At 59.1% G+C, this 18,170-nt stretch carries 19 protein-coding genes; 1 reads left to right on the forward strand and 18 read right to left on the reverse strand.

The features are described 5' to 3' along the window. Nucleotides 1-15 precede the first annotated feature (15 nt). On the forward strand, nucleotides 16-441 hold the full coding sequence (locus SPH52_RS10950; protein WP_411795060.1) for a DUF488 domain-containing protein: 426 nt from the start codon (nucleotides 16-18) through the stop codon (nucleotides 439-441). A 73-nt stretch (nucleotides 442-514) separates the two neighbouring features. Here SPH52_RS10950 and SPH52_RS10955 read toward each other — a convergent pair whose 3' ends face one another. The 18 genes from SPH52_RS10955 to SPH52_RS11040 all read right to left on the reverse strand — a co-directional run bounded on the left by SPH52_RS10955 (nucleotide 515) and on the right by SPH52_RS11040 (nucleotide 18,056). After that, complete coding sequence (locus SPH52_RS10955) at nucleotides 515-1,357, reverse strand: aldolase/citrate lyase family protein (protein WP_411795061.1); 843 nt, start codon at nucleotides 1,355-1,357, stop codon at nucleotides 515-517. Next, nucleotides 1,354-2,001 (reverse strand): sugar transferase, encoded by a 648-nt coding sequence (locus SPH52_RS10960; protein WP_411795062.1) that lies wholly within the window; start codon nucleotides 1,999-2,001, stop codon nucleotides 1,354-1,356. The genes SPH52_RS10955 and SPH52_RS10960 overlap by 4 nt, the downstream gene beginning before the upstream one ends. Before the next feature lie 92 nt (nucleotides 2,002-2,093). Beyond that, nucleotides 2,094-3,275, reverse strand: a complete 1,182-nt coding sequence (locus SPH52_RS10965) for a hypothetical protein (RefSeq protein WP_411795063.1) — start codon at nucleotides 3,273-3,275, stop codon at nucleotides 2,094-2,096. After that, on the reverse strand, nucleotides 3,272-4,444 hold the full coding sequence (locus SPH52_RS10970; RefSeq protein ID WP_411795064.1) for a glycosyltransferase family 4 protein: 1,173 nt from the start codon (nucleotides 4,442-4,444) through the stop codon (nucleotides 3,272-3,274). The genes SPH52_RS10965 and SPH52_RS10970 overlap by 4 nt, the downstream gene beginning before the upstream one ends. A gap of 2 nt (nucleotides 4,445-4,446) precedes the next feature. Further along, nucleotides 4,447-5,409 carry a D-2-hydroxyacid dehydrogenase gene (locus tag SPH52_RS10975; RefSeq protein ID WP_411795065.1) on the reverse strand — a complete coding sequence of 321 codons (963 nt, stop codon included), beginning with the start codon at nucleotides 5,407-5,409 and terminating at the stop codon, nucleotides 4,447-4,449. Nucleotides 5,410-5,466: 57 nt separating this feature from the next. After that, complete coding sequence (locus tag SPH52_RS10980) at nucleotides 5,467-6,237, reverse strand: hypothetical protein (protein WP_411795066.1); 771 nt, start codon at nucleotides 6,235-6,237, stop codon at nucleotides 5,467-5,469. Further along, complete coding sequence (locus SPH52_RS10985) at nucleotides 6,237-6,947, reverse strand: hypothetical protein (protein ID WP_411795067.1); 711 nt, start codon at nucleotides 6,945-6,947, stop codon at nucleotides 6,237-6,239. Before SPH52_RS10985 ends, SPH52_RS10980 begins: the two co-directional genes overlap by 1 nt. A gap of 27 nt (nucleotides 6,948-6,974) precedes the next feature. Further along, nucleotides 6,975-8,168 (reverse strand): CDP-glycerol glycerophosphotransferase family protein, encoded by a 1,194-nt coding sequence (locus SPH52_RS10990; protein ID WP_411795068.1) that lies wholly within the window; start codon nucleotides 8,166-8,168, stop codon nucleotides 6,975-6,977. Nucleotides 8,169-8,181: 13 nt separating this feature from the next. Then, entirely contained in the window at nucleotides 8,182-9,132 is a 951-nt protein-coding gene (locus SPH52_RS10995; RefSeq protein WP_411795069.1) for a glycosyltransferase family 2 protein, read from the reverse strand. A 434-nt stretch (nucleotides 9,133-9,566) separates the two neighbouring features. After that, nucleotides 9,567-10,958: a Si-specific NAD(P)(+) transhydrogenase gene (gene sthA, locus SPH52_RS11000; RefSeq protein WP_411795070.1), complete on the reverse strand. Its 1,392-nt coding sequence runs from the start codon at nucleotides 10,956-10,958 to the stop codon at nucleotides 9,567-9,569. A 51-nt stretch (nucleotides 10,959-11,009) separates the two neighbouring features. Next, nucleotides 11,010-11,276 carry a (Na+)-NQR maturation NqrM gene (nqrM, locus tag SPH52_RS11005; protein ID WP_411795071.1) on the reverse strand — a complete coding sequence of 89 codons (267 nt, stop codon included), beginning with the start codon at nucleotides 11,274-11,276 and terminating at the stop codon, nucleotides 11,010-11,012. 19 nt (nucleotides 11,277-11,295) lie between these two features. Continuing rightward, nucleotides 11,296-11,997: a hypothetical protein gene (locus tag SPH52_RS11010; RefSeq protein ID WP_411795072.1), complete on the reverse strand. Its 702-nt coding sequence runs from the start codon at nucleotides 11,995-11,997 to the stop codon at nucleotides 11,296-11,298. 71 nt (nucleotides 11,998-12,068) lie between these two features. Further along, on the reverse strand, nucleotides 12,069-13,301 hold the full coding sequence (gene nqrF / locus SPH52_RS11015) for an NADH:ubiquinone reductase (Na(+)-transporting) subunit F (RefSeq protein ID WP_411795073.1): 1,233 nt from the start codon (nucleotides 13,299-13,301) through the stop codon (nucleotides 12,069-12,071). 68 nt (nucleotides 13,302-13,369) lie between these two features. Next, on the reverse strand, nucleotides 13,370-13,987 hold the full coding sequence (nqrE, locus tag SPH52_RS11020) for an NADH:ubiquinone reductase (Na(+)-transporting) subunit E (RefSeq protein ID WP_411795074.1): 618 nt from the start codon (nucleotides 13,985-13,987) through the stop codon (nucleotides 13,370-13,372). Between the two features lies 1 nt (nucleotide 13,988). Then, nucleotides 13,989-14,657 carry an NADH:ubiquinone reductase (Na(+)-transporting) subunit D gene (locus tag SPH52_RS11025; protein WP_411795075.1) on the reverse strand — a complete coding sequence of 223 codons (669 nt, stop codon included), beginning with the start codon at nucleotides 14,655-14,657 and terminating at the stop codon, nucleotides 13,989-13,991. Between the two features lie 11 nt (nucleotides 14,658-14,668). Then, a complete protein-coding gene (locus tag SPH52_RS11030) occupies nucleotides 14,669-15,481 on the reverse strand; it encodes a Na(+)-translocating NADH-quinone reductase subunit C (protein ID WP_411795076.1) in 813 nt (270 codons plus the stop codon). Further along, entirely contained in the window at nucleotides 15,481-16,707 is a 1,227-nt protein-coding gene (locus SPH52_RS11035) for an NADH:ubiquinone reductase (Na(+)-transporting) subunit B (RefSeq protein ID WP_411795077.1), read from the reverse strand. Before SPH52_RS11035 ends, SPH52_RS11030 begins: the two co-directional genes overlap by 1 nt. Beyond that, complete coding sequence (locus SPH52_RS11040; RefSeq protein ID WP_411795078.1) at nucleotides 16,707-18,056, reverse strand: Na(+)-translocating NADH-quinone reductase subunit A; 1,350 nt, start codon at nucleotides 18,054-18,056, stop codon at nucleotides 16,707-16,709. Before SPH52_RS11040 ends, SPH52_RS11035 begins: the two co-directional genes overlap by 1 nt. Nucleotides 18,057-18,170: the final 114 nt, after the last annotated feature.

Genomic DNA, 18,170 nt, shown 5'->3' on the forward strand with positions numbered 1-18,170 from the left:
TTGAAGGGAGAAGGCGTGAGCTACGAAATCGTACTCAAGCGAATCTATAGCCCGAGCGAACCATCGGACGGCGCACGGGTTCTGGTCGATCGCCTATGGCCTCGCGGCAAGCGCCGCGAAAGTCTCGATCTGACGGAATGGTACCGCGATGCCTCGCCGTCTCCATTGCTACGACGCCAGCTCCATGAGGGAGAAATCAGTCCCGCGGTCTTTGCCGTGCGCTATCGCGGCGAGCTGCGCGACCACCCGGAAAGTTTGATACCTCTGATGCGCCACGCCCGTCAGGGCAAATTGACGCTTCTCTCCGCTGCGCGCAACCTGGAAGACTCCTATCTGCCTCTGCTTCAGCAGGCCCTGCTGGAGGCGCTGCAGCATGAGGACATCGAAGACCTCGAGCTCGCTTCGCCGCCGTGCTATCGGCATCAACTTCGCGAAGAGTGAATAAAAAAACGCCTGGCAGCGCTTGTCTGCCAGGCGTTCTTGAATGGCGGTCCTTTATTCTATGCTGAATGACTCATGCCACTTTCTGCGGCTGATGCTGCACGTTGATCGCTGCGGCGCGTAAGGCAAGGCTTGCCTGATTCGCCTCGAGAGTGCTCGGGCCAGTCAAGGCGAGCTCCTGGTAGCAGCGCTGTAACGACGCCAGCTCAACGGCCAGGTCCAGACGAGCCTTGAGTGCGGCCAAGGTGTCCGCCCCGCCGTGGAAGGCCCGCGACAGAATCACCCACTCCGAGCCGAGCCGGACATGCTCACTGAGGATCCACTCTGCAGGCACCATGCCATTGCCGAGGCAACCGACACCGCCAATGCCAAATGGAACGCCGGCTTCGCGGCAGAAGGCGGCCGGACCGTCGAGCAAGCGGCCGCCCAAGACCTCGAAGAGGAAATCGAGCCGCATGTCGATACAGAGGTCATTCAGGCCGAAATGGATGCGATCGTCGGTTTCGAGCAGAGGCACGATCAGCGGTAGGCGTGCCAGGCTCGCTGCCGTTTCCACCAGCAGAGTCACCGGAATCCGGCCTGCCACGGCGCGTTTGAACTCGATCACTTCGGCCACACTGCGGAACATCGGCAGCATCAACCGCTGGGCACCTGCGTCAATGGCGGCATCGACTTCCGCTGACGTGCCCTCCCAGGGGGGATTTATCCTGACCAGCAACTCGGCTCGGGTGAGGACGGCGGCAATGCGGGCAACGTCGACATAGGTATGCGCGCTCTTGTGGGTGTCCAGATGCCCCTGCCGCTCTGCCTTGCCGCGAGTCTCCATGTCAATGAACAGCGTATCCACTCCGCTGTCCTGAGCATGTTGGGCAATTTCCGGCACCACGGTAATCAACATGGTATGCAAGCGTTTCACTTGGATTCCCTCACGTCATGCTGGCACCGATTCTTCCGGTATTGGCGCCAGTTCTGTTCAGTGCTGCCATAGATGTCCTTAAGGGTCAGCACGACGTAGACCGTGGTCAGCATGAGCCAGAGATCGAACCCGATACCGGCACGCTCGGTATAGCGAACATCCAGCGCCAGCTGTTCAAGCCAGCCGAGGCTGCGGCGGCCCTGCACCTGGGCCAGCCCCGTCAGCCCAGGACGCACGGTGAATCGCCGCATGTACTCGTCGGGAACGGCTTCGATCTGTTCGATCAGTACGGGGCGGGGGCCAACCAGGCTCATGTCGCCCTTGAGGATGTTGAGCAGTTGGGGAAGCTCATCCAGGCTTGTCGCTCGTAGAAAGCGCCCGATTCGGGTAATACGCGGGTCATCGCCCGAGCGGATCACGCCTTCGGCCAGCGGATCGATCACCGTGGCATCGCGATCTTGCATGGTTCGGAACTTGTAGATTCGAAACGGCACGAGGTTGCGACCTACCCGGCGTTGGACGAAAAGCGCCGGCCCAGGTGTCTCGCAGCGAATCAGTAGAGCAATCAACACCAGCAGCGGCGACAATACGAGCAATGCCACCGCGGATACGGCGATATCGATACTGCGCTTCATGGCGGCCATGGATAGGTACCTGCAGGAAGAGACGACTTCGCCCGTATGGGCGAAGCTGGTGCGGGTAGTCAGTGGGAGATATCAGGACGCAACGCCGACCTTCAGGGCTGTGGCTGTGGCTTTACCAAAGGTGGTATCGAAGCCAGCCGACGTTGTGCTACTACGTTCCCGCCGATGGCGATTTGCTCGGCCAGCAAGGGGTCATCGATATACCAGCGGTGGGCGGCCTGGTAGTAACGCTGCAGGATCTCGTCGCGACTGGCGTTCGAACCGAGGAGGATGGGTTCACCACACAGTCTCGCGATCAGCGGTAATCTGGGAGTAGCAGTATCGCCGCCGCGCAGAATGGCGGCATGGCCGTAGAGCCCCGCCTCGGCGAGCCGTAACATTCTCGCCCAGGCTGCAGGGCCACTGCCGGCCGCAGGAGTAATGCGCTGCGTGGTCACTCCTGCACCGCTCAGCACCTCTTCGATGCGTGCAGCTACCGTTGCACTGCCTTCACCGTTCAGCAGGAAAAGTACGGGGGCCACCGGGCGCTTCAATGGCACTCGCTGCCGGCGGCCGAGTACGAGTCGACGCCGGCGACGTAGTGCAAGCGACACTCCGCCATGGCGCAGGGAAGCTCGTACCGCCGACAGCAGGAAAAAGGCACGCTCCCGGCCAGCGATTCGCCGTCCGGACATGATCGCCTGGACATGGTCCACCAAGGCAGGGCTGAAGGTGGCGGCTAAATCGGCAAGCCATGCCCCACGCTGCTCGGCGGGAGCCAGATACCACTGCAGCGAGGCCTCGGCCAGTCGGCTCGAGGCCAGCGTCTTGCCTCGCAGCAGCTTGCGCATCAGCAGATCGGACACGGCTGCGACCCCGGTCAGCATCGGGCCGTGAAGCCCCATACGCACGGAGACCAGCTCCTCGCGACAGGCCAGCGCTGCGCCGACTTTGAGGTCACCGTAGGTGATATCGATGAGTTGACCATCGAACCGCCTTGGCATCACCAGCACCAGGTGTCGCAGCCAACGGGGATCGGACTCCAGAGAAACCGTGCCGACAGCGACAGGGGTCAACGCGTTTACCAATGCAGAGACATCCTCGCTGTGGACCCAAAGGTCGAGATCCTTGACCCCATCAGCAGCAAGCCAGGCGGCTAGACCGCTTTTGCCACCGCGCAAGGCCCAGCGAACTCCATCGGGTACCGCATTTCGCAGATATTCGAGCAGGGAGAGCTTGGCCGCTCCACTTCCTTCGGCTGGCCCACACCGTGGTACATTCGTGAACCTGTTCATGCCATTCCCTCCAGCGGACGCTCGATATGGGCGATGGGCATTTCCTTGAGCATCTGTTGATTGACGAGCTCGGTACTGAAGCGCGCCTTGGCCAACTCCCGCCCCGCTTTTCCCATCCGCCCGACCAGAACCGGATCCTGGATGAAGGTCTGCATTCGGCCAGCAAGCGCTGCGGCATCGCCAGGGGGCACCAACCAGCCGTTGACACCTTCGAGGACGGTCTCACGACAACCCGGTGAATCGCAGGTAATCAGCGGCCTGCCCGTGCTCATGGCTTCGAGCAGGCTGCGAGGAATTCCCTCGCGATAGTAGGAGGGAAGGACCATTACCGAGGCAGCCTGGAGATGGCCACGAACATCGCGCACCCTGCCGGGTAGCGTTACGATGCCTTCCTCGCGCCACGCCGCCACCTCGGCAGCGCCGATGGCATTGACCGTCGAGTCATCGACTTCTCCCAGGGCGACGAACTCCACCCCCGGGTTCTCTGGCGCGAGCCGCCGCGCCGCATCGACGAATTCGCGAATGCCTTTCTCTTCGAGAAAGCGCCCCATGAACAGGAAGCGAAGCGGCACGGCCGCAGGTTCACTGAATGGATACTCCTCGGGATCCACACCAGAGCCATTGACCACCACGCTGCGCGTAAAGCGACGAAACAGGAAGTTCTGCTGGAGTTCGTTGCAGTCGTCCGGGTTCTGGAAGAAGAACGCCTGGCTCAGGCTGCCAGACAGGGCATAACAGAAGCTGACCAAGGCACGAATACAGCGCGTGCGACGGTCATGACGGCCATACAGGTAGCCGAGGCCGGTCGCCAGGCAGTATGTCTCGCCCACGCCAGCCAGCCTCGCTGCTGGAATTCCCAGAATGATAGGCTTGACGGAGTAGGCGAAAACGGCCCTGGGGGCGATTTTCCGGATCATCCGGCGTAGCTCCAGGAAGCGCGCCACCTCTCCTCGCACGCCCATGCTGTGGCGTTCGAGGTGGTAGTGCCAGGTCGTCACTCCCAGTGCATGCACTTCCTGCAGGAACTCTTGATCCGGCACCAAGGCACCAACGCTGAGCCCTCGCTCCTGCAATGCCCGGATGAGCGCCCCACGGTTTACCGCCAGCGATCGTGTATTGGCGGCAATGAACAGCACGTCCTTGTGATCTAAGTCGGTGCCTTTGGGCATGTTCAGTAGCCTCGCTGTGGGAAGACTTCCGTGAGTAACGGCGCCCCAGTGAGATAGGCGGCCATGTTTTCCCTGAACACTGCCAGCCCCAGCTCGTGTCCCGATGCAAAGCGGCCGGCCACATGGGGAGTGATCATCAGGTTCGGCGTGGACCATAGCGGCGAATCGCTTGGCAGGGGCTCCTCACGAAACGCATCCAGTGCCGCTCCAGCCAGTCGCCCGGTGCAGAGAGAGGCGATCAGGGCGCTTTCATCAACGAGTTCTCCCCTCGCCACGTTGACGAAGATCGCCCCGGGCTTCATCGCATCGATAACGTCTCGATTGAAGACATCGCGGGTTTCCCTGGTCAGTGGCAAGGCACAAAAGACGTAGTCGAAAGCACCGACCACTTCGGGCAGCTCTGCCAAAAGATGGACACGCTGGAAAGGGGCTCGTGGGCGGGCATCGCGAGCAATGGCTTCGACCCTGACCCCAAGGCCATCAAGCACGGCTCCCACCGGTTGCCCGATACCCCCCGCTCCGCAGATCAGCAGGCGCTTACCGGTCAGTTGACCGAGGATCGGTCTCTCCCATTGCCGGTGCTCCATGTTCTCGGCAAAGCGTCCCAACTGCTTTTCGAAGTGCAGCAGCACCGCCAAAAGGTATTCCGCCATGGCACGGGCATGAATGCCGCGAACGTTGGTAATGCGAAACGCCACGGGAGCACTACCGATGGCTTCGAGGAGTCGGTCTGCTCCTGCACTCATGATCTGCACCCAGCGAAGGGACGCAGGAGGAGCTGCCAAGCCGTCGATCAGCGCTTCGCTCTCATGCCCGACCACGACCTCGGGCACCCGGCAATTGAGGGAGTTCGGCTCACTGCAGTCGAGAAGGGTCAGGTCGGGAACCAGTTCAACCAAAGCCGAGCTGACTTTCTGTTCCCAATAGACTCGGCTCTCGGGAGGGAAGCAGAGGCCCACTTTCATGGCATACCTCGATATTGTCGTATCGGGTGAAATAGCGACTTTACGACGATGACATGCTCATGGAGCGCCACTGAGGCTGGCGGCGCGTCGCGGGGATCCTGTCGCAAGCGGCGGATAGCCAAGCCCCAAGGTCTGGGCAAGCGCGGAGAGCGCCTCTTGAGACAGGCTGGCGGTAGTGTTGTTGAATGTGACCACTCGCAGCTTGCCCTGTGCTTCCAGCAAGTTGATCGCCTCGAGAATTTCCTGGACGATGCGAGCGGAGTCGTACGTACCCCCAGGCTGTCTATCGACTACGCTCTGCCCACCTGCCCTGTCTCGCTGCCTTTCGTGGATGACATTCTTCTCGGCAACGACGTGCAACACGACGATCGGACGCGGTGGTAGCAGGGAAAGCGTAAGTGCGATCCATTCCTGCAGCGGAAAGGTCTCTCCCTCTGCCGAGCGCGTGCGGAAGCGCAGCGACCATATGGCCTGAAAGGCCCCCTGGCAAAGCAGGATGGGGCTTTCCTGCCGATGATGAAGCTGCTGCAGCATCGAGAGCAGCTGTACCCAATTCAGCAATGCCCGCCCAGCGGCCGGGACTCCCGTCCAGGGGGTACGTCCTACGAGCGAGACAACCTGGCGCCATTCGCCTCGCAAGGTTGGCAGGAAGCTGAGAACGAGCCATAGCTTCCTTGGCACTCGCCATAGCCGTTGCCCGCGCGCGGTCGGGAAGAGTTCGGTCTGAATGTCGGCATCACGGGTTTCCGGCAGCCTTAGCAGCTGCTCCGTCACGAAGGTCTTGCCAACTGCTGGGCAACCGAATGCCTCGATGTAGGGTGCGACCATCAGGGTCGCTCCAGGTGCCGCTCCAGGACGGCGATGACTTCCGGGAGCGTGCCCGCATTGTCGATACGCTCGACCCTGTGGGCAATGGGCTGGAAGTCGAGATTGTCACGATAGCGACGAATGATGTCCTGGGTGCTCTCCTTGCCGACCTTCACGCGTTGAGTATTACGTCGAATGGCCGTCTGCTCGTCCACGACAAGATAAAACGCAATGTCCGCCGGCTCGACATGCCGGTAGATGGCACTCTCCCAGCCGGCCAGGAGCCGTAGCACGGCGCCTTTGAATCCCGGCAGGTCCCTGTCGATTTTCGGACCATCCATCTTGCCATGCTCAAGCGTCGGCCAGCGGTCCGCGACGACCGTCACGCCGGCGCGAGCAAGCCGGCGGGCATGGCGAGACAAACGCCAACGTAGAATGGCGAGTACGAGGCTGGGGAGCGCATCTCGGAAGATCCGCGTCTTGCGCCTCGACTGCCCTCCAGCGCAGCGTCCTTCCTCGTTATTGCCCTTGCCGTTACGCAATCGAAGACGCAGTGCTTCCATCCAAGCCGCTTGTGGTTTGCCACCGCTGACACGCGCGACCTGCTCCGCAGCAGCGAGTCGAGCTGCAAGATTTTCCACCACCGTCGACTTGCCAGCACCGTCCACGCCGGAAATAACCAGAATTCTCCCCGTCTGGGGCATGGTATCCTGCAGTACTCCAGTGTTCATTTGGCCCTCGACCTTCTCAGACAAAGTCTAGATTCTTTCCTTGATGGTCTTGACTATCGTGTCACACGCCTTTACAGCATCAGCACCACAATGAAGCGCCTTGAACGCCTCTGCCTTGGATGAGGCTTCCTTCAGCAGCGTGGGATCCAGTGCCTCTAACAATGAGTTTATCTTCAAGGCAGGTTCTGCCTTCCCATAATCGTCGTAGAGCCCGGTATCACTGACAATATAATCATCGAGATCGGGGGCATAGAGAAAAGAGGGACGCCCCAGGATACAATAGTCGTAAATGATGCTCGAATAATCGGTCAACAGAACATCCACATCTTGCAAGGTGGAATTGACATCCTCGATCTGATGACAAGTCACTTCCAAAAAACCACGATCAACAAGCTCCAGACTTGCCTTGTCACTTATATTGATCTGCAGAGATGGATGAGGTCTAAGCACAACGAAATATTTTTTCTCATTAGCCTCGATCACGAAATCAACGAGATCCTTTCCTAGCTCGAGTTTAAATGACCTATTGGCACGCCGCGTTGGGGCATACATGACAATCTTGTCAAACTCACTGACACGAAGAGCGCCAACCTTTTCCTGTATGAATCTCCACAGGACTCCCCGGCTTTCGGTTATCCCCATCCAACGCGGATACCCAGAATTAACCACTGAAATAGAGCTCCCCCGATAGGCACTCTCGAAGCGAAATCTTGAAAGTTCGGAAGAAACGAAAGCTACAACGGGGGTTTTTCTTTGCGGACTAATCGACCTTACATACTCATACAAGCGTCTCGACCTGCGTTCAGGGTAGAGAAATCTATTATCCTTTCCCATTCTCTTCATTGGCGTACCATGCGTGATCTTAAATATCTTGGCACGGTAGGACGCATAAGGATTGACGTCATCCGCGGAGTGACTGACCACTGCCACCCCGGCGCGGAGTGAATAAAAAATACCCTCCAATGACATCCAATAGTAAGCCCGATAACCTGCCGCTCTTACCCTTTCTACCACCACATGGGATTTTGATACCCATATAGGGCGTATGGTCGTTTCAGTGGTATTCATCAATTCGAAGAGATAGCGTGGATTATCGGAATACTGAATACCATTCCATGCTCCAAAGACCCATATCGCACCGTTCTTTCTCACCAGGAAAGAGAGCATCACCAAGGGCAGGAAAAGCGCTGTAATCAATCCACGTCGTACTTGGGCAAGCATTATCACGGCCTTTTCACAAAGTCTTTCCCACCAGAGTCCGACAGTGAACGAACAGGTTGTCGGGCAGCACAAGCGTCAGACAATGGAGCACCTGCCTGAGCGATAGCGCTCCGGGATGCAGGGACTTGATGTCCTCGGCAATTGACATGCCATGGCGCTTCTTTTCCACCGCCCAGGAGATCAGCTTGCGGTTGATGGCTTTCTTGGCGTAATAAGCCTCTTTCCAAGTCAAGTCGTGAGGCATTTTGTCCAAGGAATCTCTTGCGGGGTGCGTATTAACCAAATTGCTCAGGTTATTACTGATCCCACAATTATCTATATTCCAATGACTGGTAATTTTACGACTATAATGAGTACTGTGAAGGGAAGCCAATGTTCGAAGCCAGTAATAGACGTCACCTCCTCGCCGATAGACACCCTCGGGAAATCCTCCGCTTTCTTGAAAGAACTTTCTTTCTATACAGGCTCCGTTCATGTGTATGTAGTCAGAACGAGAGAAAAGCTCAAGACCTTGCTGTCGCGTCAATTTCCCACTGTGAGGTAAAGCAATTGCCGAATTTACGGTATCGCCCCTCCGCTTTGCATAGGCATTGACATAAAGCTTGATACTACTGTCCTTGCTGCGTCGAATATTGGCATTGAACTCGGCCAGGTGATCTTTCGAACACCAGTCATCGGCATCTTGGAAGACCAACCATTGCCCTCGCGCCAAACTCGCGCCATGATTCCTCGCCGCATATCCACCGGGACCTGGGCGATCCCGGCGATACAGGCGGATCCTGCCCTGTCTGTGATGGAGCTCAAGCAGTTCCCATGAGCCATCGACCGAGCCATCATCAACGGCAATGATCTCGAAATTCGTGAAATGTTGGGCATAGAGAGACTCTAACGCTTCTTCCAGATACGCGGCCTTGTTGTAGACGGGTACCACAACCGAGAAGAAGGGAGTTCTTTCATACTCCATGGGGTTGACTCCCAAGGCAGAATATCCATGTATACAAAAGGATACACATACAAACCCTACCACGCTACCGCCCGGGAGTTCGGGACTTTCTCCGCACCCTTTGCCGTCTTTACTTCACACTACGCGATGTTGCGATCCCGGATTCCGCTTCGGCAATAAAGCCGTCATCACAGTTACATAAGATCACATATAACGGCCACGGCTGCGTATATCATTTTTCTGATATCTTTTTGTCATCTTCTTGCAACATTAAAGGATTACCGAAAAACCACATCGGGGAGTGAGATAGTCAGCAGCAGGATGAGATGGCGGGAGCACGAAGAAGCGAAAGAAAGAGCAGATTCAAATCAGGCGAACCTAACGAAAACGCCGGTCTTTCGACCGGCGCTGCATGAAAAAACTAATGTTTGGAACAGTAGAAAAATAAGGCTAAGTCAGAAGACCCGATTCAGCCCATTCTGGGCAGCGACTCGGTAGGCCTCGGCCATGGTGGGATAATTGAACGTGGTGTTGACGAAATACTTGAGGGTATTGGCCTCGCCCTTCTGCTGCATGATGGCCTGGCCGATATGAACGATCTCCGAGGCTTGGTCGCCGAAGCAGTGAATGCCGTAGATCTCCAAGGTGTCCTGATGGAACAGGATCTTGAGCATGCCTACCGTATCGCCAGTGATCTGGGCACGGGCAGTATCCTTGAAGAAGGCTTGGGCAACCTCGTAAGGTACCTTGGCTTCGGTGAGTTCGCGCTCGGTCCGGCCGAAAGAGCTGATCTCGGGGATGGTGTAGATGCCCGTCGGTACCTCATTGACGAAGCGGTAGTCCCGCTCGAGCAACTCATCACAGGCATTCAGACCTTGGTCGTAGGCAGCACTTGCCAGGCTAGGCCAACCGATCACATCGCCAGCGGCATAGATGTGGGGCAAGGCAGTACGATAATGATCGTCGACCTGCAGCTGGCCGCGGCTGTTGGCTTCGAGCCCGATGTTCTCCAGCCCCAGCTCGTCGGTATTGCCGGTACGGCCATTAGCCCACAGGAAGGCATCGGCACGCAGTTTCTTGCCCGACTTGAGATAGACCACAATACCCGATTCATCACCTTCAACGCGCTCGTAATCCTCGTTGTGGCGAATCAGCACGCCGTGCTTGCGCAAGTGATACGAGAGCGCGTCGGAGATCTCGTCGTCGAGAAAGGAGAGCAAGCTATCCCGATTGTTGATCAGATCGACCTTGACCCCGAGACCAGAAAAAATCGAGGCATACTCGCAGCCGATCACACCCGCACCGAAGATAACCAGCGTACGCGGCGTATGCGACAGGCTGAGAATGGTATCGGAATCGTAGATGCGCGGGTGGCGGAAGTTGATGTCGGCAGGACGGTAAGGACGCGAGCCAGTGGCGATGACGATCTTCTGTGCGACCAGCTCTTCCAGCGCTTCCTGACGATCACGTACCAGCAGAGTATGCTCGTCCTTGAAGCGTGCTACACCGCTGTACAGATCGATGCGATTACGGGCATAGAACTTGGTGCGCATCTCGACCTGCTGGTCGATGGTGATACGCGAACGCTCCATCACCCGGGGGAAGGAGAACCAGCGCGGCTCACCTATGTCACGGAACATGCGGTTGGTATTGAACTGCATGATCTGCTTGACCTGATGACGCAGCGCCTTGGAAGGAATGGTGCCCCAGTGGGTGCAGTTGCCTCCGAGGACAGGCTGCTTCTCCACTACCGCAACCCGCTTGCCATGCTTGGCGGCGTTGATGGCAGCACTCTCGCCCGCGGGGCCTGTGCCAATTACCACCACGTCATAGTTATGTACTGCCATGGGCTCTCGCGTCTCCTTTCCCTTGTCGTTAACGTCGTCCGGCTCCCGTGCTCAGCGCCTGGTAGCGTCGTAACCCAGGTCGGCACCGCGACTCTCGTCGCTCGAGCGACGTGCACTGACTTGTGTGTCCTTGCGCTTGCGGTTCTCCTCCTCGCAGACCTCGTCCTTGCCACCACAAATGTCGCACCCTTCCTTGAGGCCAAGCTTGTTGAGCCCGCCACAGGAGCCGGCGATGGGCTTACGACCTGCGATTACGCCAATAGCCATGGCAGCCATGATCAACAGCATGAAGCCGAGAACGACGAGAAAAGTAGTCATGTGGTCACACTCCTTGCGGCTACGGTTCGATTCGGGACTCGAGGGCCGCGGTATGATGAATTTCGATACCTTGTGGTGTCTTGACAACAACCCTGGCCGCACTATCCATGGCTTCGGCCAGGCGCAACGCTTCCTCAGGAGTAACATGCATCAGCCGACTTGCCTGCCGCATGGCCTCGTTGGCACTCGATGCTACGACACTAACGGCCAATGGGGTCGTCAATGTGACCAGTGGCACTCCGTCCTGCTGCGCAAAGCGATGCACCAGAGCTGCATCCTGCAAGCGTATGTACCGGGCACCTTCCGGACCGGGCAGCCCAGCCCGTTCCAGTGATAGGCGCCAGCCCCCCGCTGGTGGCATGCCATGAGCGCGCACGACTCCACCCACTTCGACCATCATGGCTGAAGGAGCGACATGCTGGCCGTCGAGCCACAGCGTCAGCCGATCGACGGCAAGCGCATGCGATGCACGGTCCACTTCATGCCGCAGCGCCGACGTGGACAGCCAGAACCAGCCAAGAGCCGCATCGAGCGCGGCATTGAAGCCGCTTCGCTGTCGGTCGAGACTTGCCAGTTCACCTTGTATGCCGGCTTCGAACTCAGAGACTTGCTTGTGGTCGAGATCGGCATACAGGGTGATGTGGTAGCCCGTTCCCAGAGCGGTGCCCTGGTAGAGATGCTCATCGGTTCGGTCACGGCAAGCGCTGAGCACCAGTGCCATTAATATCAGGAGAAGGAGCCGGGCCGGCCCATGGAGGGCCAGCCCGGAGAATCGCCCGAGGGCGAAGGGGATCATCCGCCAAAGTCATCCAGCAGGATGTTTTCGGGTTCGACACCCATATCGAGCAGCATCTTGATGACGGATGCGTTCATCATGGGCGGCCCGCACATGTAGTACTCGCAGTCCTCGGGGGCCGGATGGTCCTTGAGGTAGTTTTCGTACAGCACGTTGTGGATGAATCCGGTCGGCCCGGTCCAGTTGTCCTCTGGCAACGGGTCCGACAGTGCCAGGTGCCATTTGAAGTTGGGGAACTCCTCGGCCAGCTGATCGTACTCATCGTTGTAGAAGGTCTCGCGCCAGGAGCGCGCACCGTACCAGAACGAAATCTTGCGCTTGGAGTGCAGGCGCTTGAGCTGGTCGAAGATATGGCTGCGCATCGGCGCCATACCGGCACCGCCACCAACGAAGACCATCTCGGCATCGGTTTCCTTGGCGAAGAATTCGCCGAAGGGCCCCATCACCGTTACCTTGTCGCCCGGCTTCAGGTTGAAGACATAGGTCGACATCAAGCCAGGCGGATGGTTGGTGCCGGGAGGCGGTGTGGCGATACGGATGTTGAACTTGAGGATACCCACTTCTTCCGGGTAGTTCGCCATGGAATAAGCGCGAATCACTTCCTCGGTGTTCTTGTGGGAGATCTTGAACAGGTCGAACTTATCCCAGTCGCCACGGTAGTCCTCTTCGATGTCGAAGTCGGAGAACTTGATATCGTAGGGAGGCGCCACCAGCTGCACGTAACCGCCAGCGCGGAAATCGACGTTCTCGCCTTCAGGCAGCTTGAGGTTGAGTTCCTTGATGAAGGTCGCCACGTTGGGGTTGGCGATGACCTCGCACTCCCACTTCTTGACGCCGAAGACCTCTTCGGGCACCTCGACCTTCATGTCCTGCTTCACCGGCACCTGGCAAGAGAGACGCCAGCCGTCTTTTTTCTCGCGCATGGTGAAGTGTGATTCCTCGGTGGGCAGGATAGCCCCGCCGCCCTCTTCCACCCGGCACTTGCACTGGGCGCAGGAACCACCGCCACCGCAGGCGGAGGAGAGGAAGATACCGTTGGCCGCCAGGGTATTGAGCAGTTTGCCGCCGGCCTGGGTGGTGATGGTGTGCTCCGGGTCGCCGTTGACCTCGATGGTCACGTCGCCGGTGCTGACGAGCTTGCTGCGGGCGGCCAGGATCACCAGCACGAGGCCGATGACGACCACGGTGAACATGAACACACCGAGCAAGATGACAGATGTTCCAACCATGTCGGTTTCCTATTTGCTGTGTAACCTGTTGTCCGGCGGTGCGGGCACCGCCGGAAACTCGCCTTGGCTCAGAGCTGGATGCCCGAGAAGGACATGAAGCCCAGCGACATCAGACCCACGGTGATGAAGGTGATGCCCAGGCCCTGCAGGCCACCCGGCACGTCGCTGTACTTGAGTCGCTCACGGATGCCCGCCAGAGCGGTGATCGCAAGCGCCCAGCCCACGCCGGAACCCAGGCCGTAAACCACGGATTCGCCGAAGCCATAGTTACGCTCGACCATGAACAGCACGCCACCCAGGATGGCGCAGTTCACGGTGATCAGCGGCAGGAACACGCCCAGCGCGTTGTAGAGAACCGGCACGTACTTGTCGAGGAACATCTCGAGGATCTGCACCAGCGCCGCGATGACGCCGATGTAGGAGAGCAGCCCCAGGAACGACAGGTCGATGTTCTCGGCGCCGGCAATACCGGTCCAGGTCAGCGCACCCTCGGCCAGCAGCGCGTTGAAGATCACGTTGTTAACCGGCACCGAAATGGTCAACACCACGATGACCGCGATACCGAGGCCGAAGGCCGCCGAAACCTTCTTGGATACGGCCAGGAAGGTACACATACCCAGGAAGAACGCCAGCGCCAGGTTCTCGACGAAAACCGAGGCGACGAACAGGCTGATATAGTGCTCCATGTTACACGGCCTCCTTCGGCTTGGTGTTTTCCTTCATCTTGAACTCGTTCGCCTCGACCTGCTCCGGGTGCGTCGAACGCAGCGCCCAGATGATCAGGCCGATGATGAAGAATGCCGACGGCGGCAGCAGCATCAAGCCGTTGGGCACGTACCAGCCACCATCCTGCACTGGATGCAGCACGGTGAAGCCGAACACGCTGCCCGAGCCGAACAGCTCACGGAAGAACCCTACGACCATCAGGATGAAGCCGTAGCCCAGGCCGTTGCCGATACCATCCAGGAAGGAGAGCCCGGGGCTGTTCTGCATGGCAAAACCTTCGGCACGCCCCATCACGATGCAGTTGGTGATGATCAGGCCGACGAACACCGAGAGCTGCTTGGACATCTCGTAGGCGAACGCCTTGAGTACCTGATCCACCACGATCACCAGTGAGGCGATGATGGTCATCTGCACGATGATGCGGATCGACGAAGGAATGTGATGCCGAATCAGCGATACGAACAGGTTGGAGAAGGCCGTCACGAAAATTACGGCCAGGCTCATGACCAGCGACACGCTCATGCTGGTCGTCACCGCCAGCGCCGAGCAGATGCCGAGCACCTGCAGGGCGATGGGGTTGTTGTTGAAGATCGGGGTCGTCAGGACGCCCTTGGGAGTCACAGCGGACATAGTCAGGCTCCTTAAGCTTCAGCTTCGAGTTCGACGTCGGCTTCCTGAACTTCCTCCGGGTCGACGCCCGCACGGAATCTCGCCAGGTACTCACCGAAGCCTTCCGGGCTCAACCAGAACTGCAGCATGTTGGTGACGCCGTTGGAGGTCAGGGTAGCACCGGAAAGGCCATCCACCTGATGCTCACCGCTGCCGGCACCACGAGCAACGCGAATCGCGGGAGTCACGCTCTCCTCATCCGCGAAGATCTGCTTGCCTTCCCACTGGGCTTGCCAGCGCGGATTGTTGACCTCCGCACCGAGCCCCGGCGTTTCGCTATGCTCGTAGTAGGTGATACCGACGATGGTATTACCGTTGCCTTCGATGGACATGTAGCCGCGCATCAGCCCCCACAGGCCCTGGCCACGGATCGGCAGGATGATCTGCTCGGGGTCGTCGGGATCGCCCACCAGATAGACGGTGGCATAGTTCTCGACGCGAGTCAGGCCGGCGATGTCACGATCTCCCGACAGCGTGCGCCCGGTTGCCGGGTCGCGTGCCGCCTGGAAGTGATCGAAGGTCTCCGGATCGAACTCGTCGGTATATTCACCGCTGCGCATGTCCACTACCCGCGGCGTGATTTCGCCAAAGGCAGCTTCGATGTCCATGCCTGGCTGGTAGAGATTGGCTACCCGCAGGATATTGGTCTTGCGGTCGAGCTCCTCGTTGAGCTGCTGCATAGGCCGCAATGCCACCGCGGCGGTGGACACGATGACCGAACACACGATGCAAAGTGCGAACGCCACCGTGAGGATCTTCTTGATGGAGTTATTGCTCTGTGCCATCAGGCAGTCTCCTCGGCCGGCACACCAGTCCGCTTGAGGCGGCGCTTGATGTTGGCCTGAACAAAGAAGTGATCGATCAGCGGCGCAAACAGGTTGGCGAACAGGATCGCCAGCATGATGCCCTCAGGGAACGCCGGGTTCACCACACGGATCAGCACAGTCATCACACCGATCAAGGCGCCGAAGATCAGCCGCCCTTGGTTGGTCATGGAGGCGGACACCGGGTCGGTGGCCATGAACACCATGCCGAAGGCGAAGCCGCCGATTACCAAATGCCAGTACCACGGCATGGCGAACATCGGATTGGTCTCGGAGCCGATCAGGTTGAACAGCGCACTGGTGGCCACCATGCCAAGGAATACACCGAGCATGATTCGCCACGATGCGATCTTGGTCCACAGCAACACCGCAGCCCCCAGGAAGATCGCCAGTGTCGAGACCTCGCCGACGGAGCCAGGAACGAAGCCGATGAAGGCATCCCACCAGCTGTACTGGGAGGTGAGCTCGGCCATGTTCTCCTGGAATGCGATGGACAACGGGGTCGCACCGGTGTACCCATCGGCCGCCACCCACACCGCATCACCCGAGATCTGCGCCGGGTAAGCGAAGTAGAGGAAGGCACGACCTGTCAGCGCCGGGTTGAGGAAGTTCTTGCCGGTACCGCCGAAGATCTCCTTGCCGATCACCACGCCGAAGGTAATGCCCAGCGCCACCTGCCACAGCGGGATGGTGGCCGGCAGAATCAAGGCGTAGAGCACCGAGGTGACGAAGAAGCCCTCGTTGACCTCATGGCCGCGCTTGACGGCGAAGACCACTTCCCAGAACCCGCCGACGACGAAGGTCACCAGGTAGATGGGCAGGAAGTAGGTGGCACCGAGCACGAAGTTGGCCCACAGGCTGTCCGGGTTGTGGCCGGAAGCCAGGGTCATGAGGATGGCTTCGCGCCAGCCGCCCAGGGAAGCATAGCCGTCGGCAATCGCTGTGTTCGCCATCCAGCCGGCGTTCCACATGCCGAAGAACATCGCCGGGAAGGTGCACAGCCAAACAGTGATCATGATGCGCTTGAGGTCGATACCGTCACGCACATGGGCCGTGGTCTTGGTCACGCTGGGGGGTGAATAGAAAATGGTGTCCACCGCCTCGTACAGCGGATACCACTTCTCGTACTTGCCACCCTTGTGGAAATGCGGTTCGAGATTGTCGAGTGTCTGTCGGATACCCATCATCAGGCCTCTTTCTCGATCATGGTGAGGTTGTCACGCAGGATGGGACCGTACTCGTACTTGCCAGGGCACACGTAGGTGCACAGTGCCAGGTCCTCTTCATCCAGCTCCAGGCACCCAAGCTGCATGGCTACCTCGATGTCACCGACGATCAGCGTGCGCAGCAGCTGGGTCGGCAGGATATCCAATGGCATGACCTCCTCGTAGACACCCACGGGCACCATGGCCCGCTCGGAGCCGTTGGTGGAAGTGTTGGGCGCATAGTTGGAGAGGCCCTTGAACTTCGACAGGTAGATCCCCAGCACGGAGTGGCGATTGCTGCCCGGCGACATCCAGCCCATGAAGGCGCGCTTGTTGCCTTCCTCGAGCAGGCTGATCTGGTTGTGGAAACGGCCCAGGTAGCGCAGACCGCCCTCTGCCGTGAACCCGGAGAACACCGAACCGGAGATCACGCGCGTATCTTCGGGTTGGAGGATTTCCCCGGCCAACAGTTCCTCGGTGCTGGCTCCGATCCGCGTGCGCAGCAGACGCGGCTTCTCGGCACGCGGCCCGCCTACCGCCACGACCCGGCTGACGTCGATCCGGCCCTCGGCGAACAGCTTGCCGAAGGCGATCACGTCCTGATAGCCGATGTGCCACACCTTGCGGTGCAACGCGACAGGCGACAGGTAGTGGATGTGAGTGCCGACGAGGCCGGCCGGATGAGGACCGCCGAAGGTCTCTACCTGCACGCCGGCCACGTCGCCGCCGGGAATCCGCGCGTCGGGCGCAGTACACAGGAAGACCTTGCCCTGGGTTAGACTCGCCAGCACCTTGAGTCCATCCACGAAGGCTTCGGCCTGCTCGTTGATGATCTCGGCGGGATCGGCACACAGCGGGTGCGTGTCGATGGCGGTGACGAAGATGTCGGCCGGTTCGCTGTCGATGGCCGGGCTGCGCGAGAAGGGACGCGTACGCAGTGCCGTCCACAGCCCCGACTCGACCAGTTGGTCGACGACGACCTGGCGCTCGAGGGATTCGAGCTTGTCACGCCCATGGGCCGTGAACTCGATGGCCTCTTCGTTTTCGTCAACCTGGATGACGACGGAGAGCAGCTTGCGCTTCTCGCCACGGTTGATGGCGACGACTTCGCCGGCGGCCGGTGCCGTGAAGCGTACGCCCTCGTTCTTCTTGTCGGTAAAGAGGAGTTGGCCCAGTTTCACCTTGTCCCCTTCCCGGACCTCCATGGTCGGCTTCATGCCAACGTAGTCGGTGCCCAGGACAGCCACGTGACGCACGGGCCGCGCATTCTCGATGCGCGGCTCGGGCGTCCCCATGATGGGGAGATCCAGGCCTTTCTTGACTTCGATCATAGTCTCGCCCAGTTGATGGATCGGAAATGCGAAGGAAAGGGGTTCGAATGGATTCGAATTCTTGTTGGGTCAGTACGTTACCAGTCAGGCCCGAAGCACTTCGGACCACCCCGA

The organism is Halomonas sp. A29 (genome assembly GCF_046723295.1).
Lineage (GTDB): Bacteria > Pseudomonadota > Gammaproteobacteria > Pseudomonadales > Halomonadaceae > Halomonas.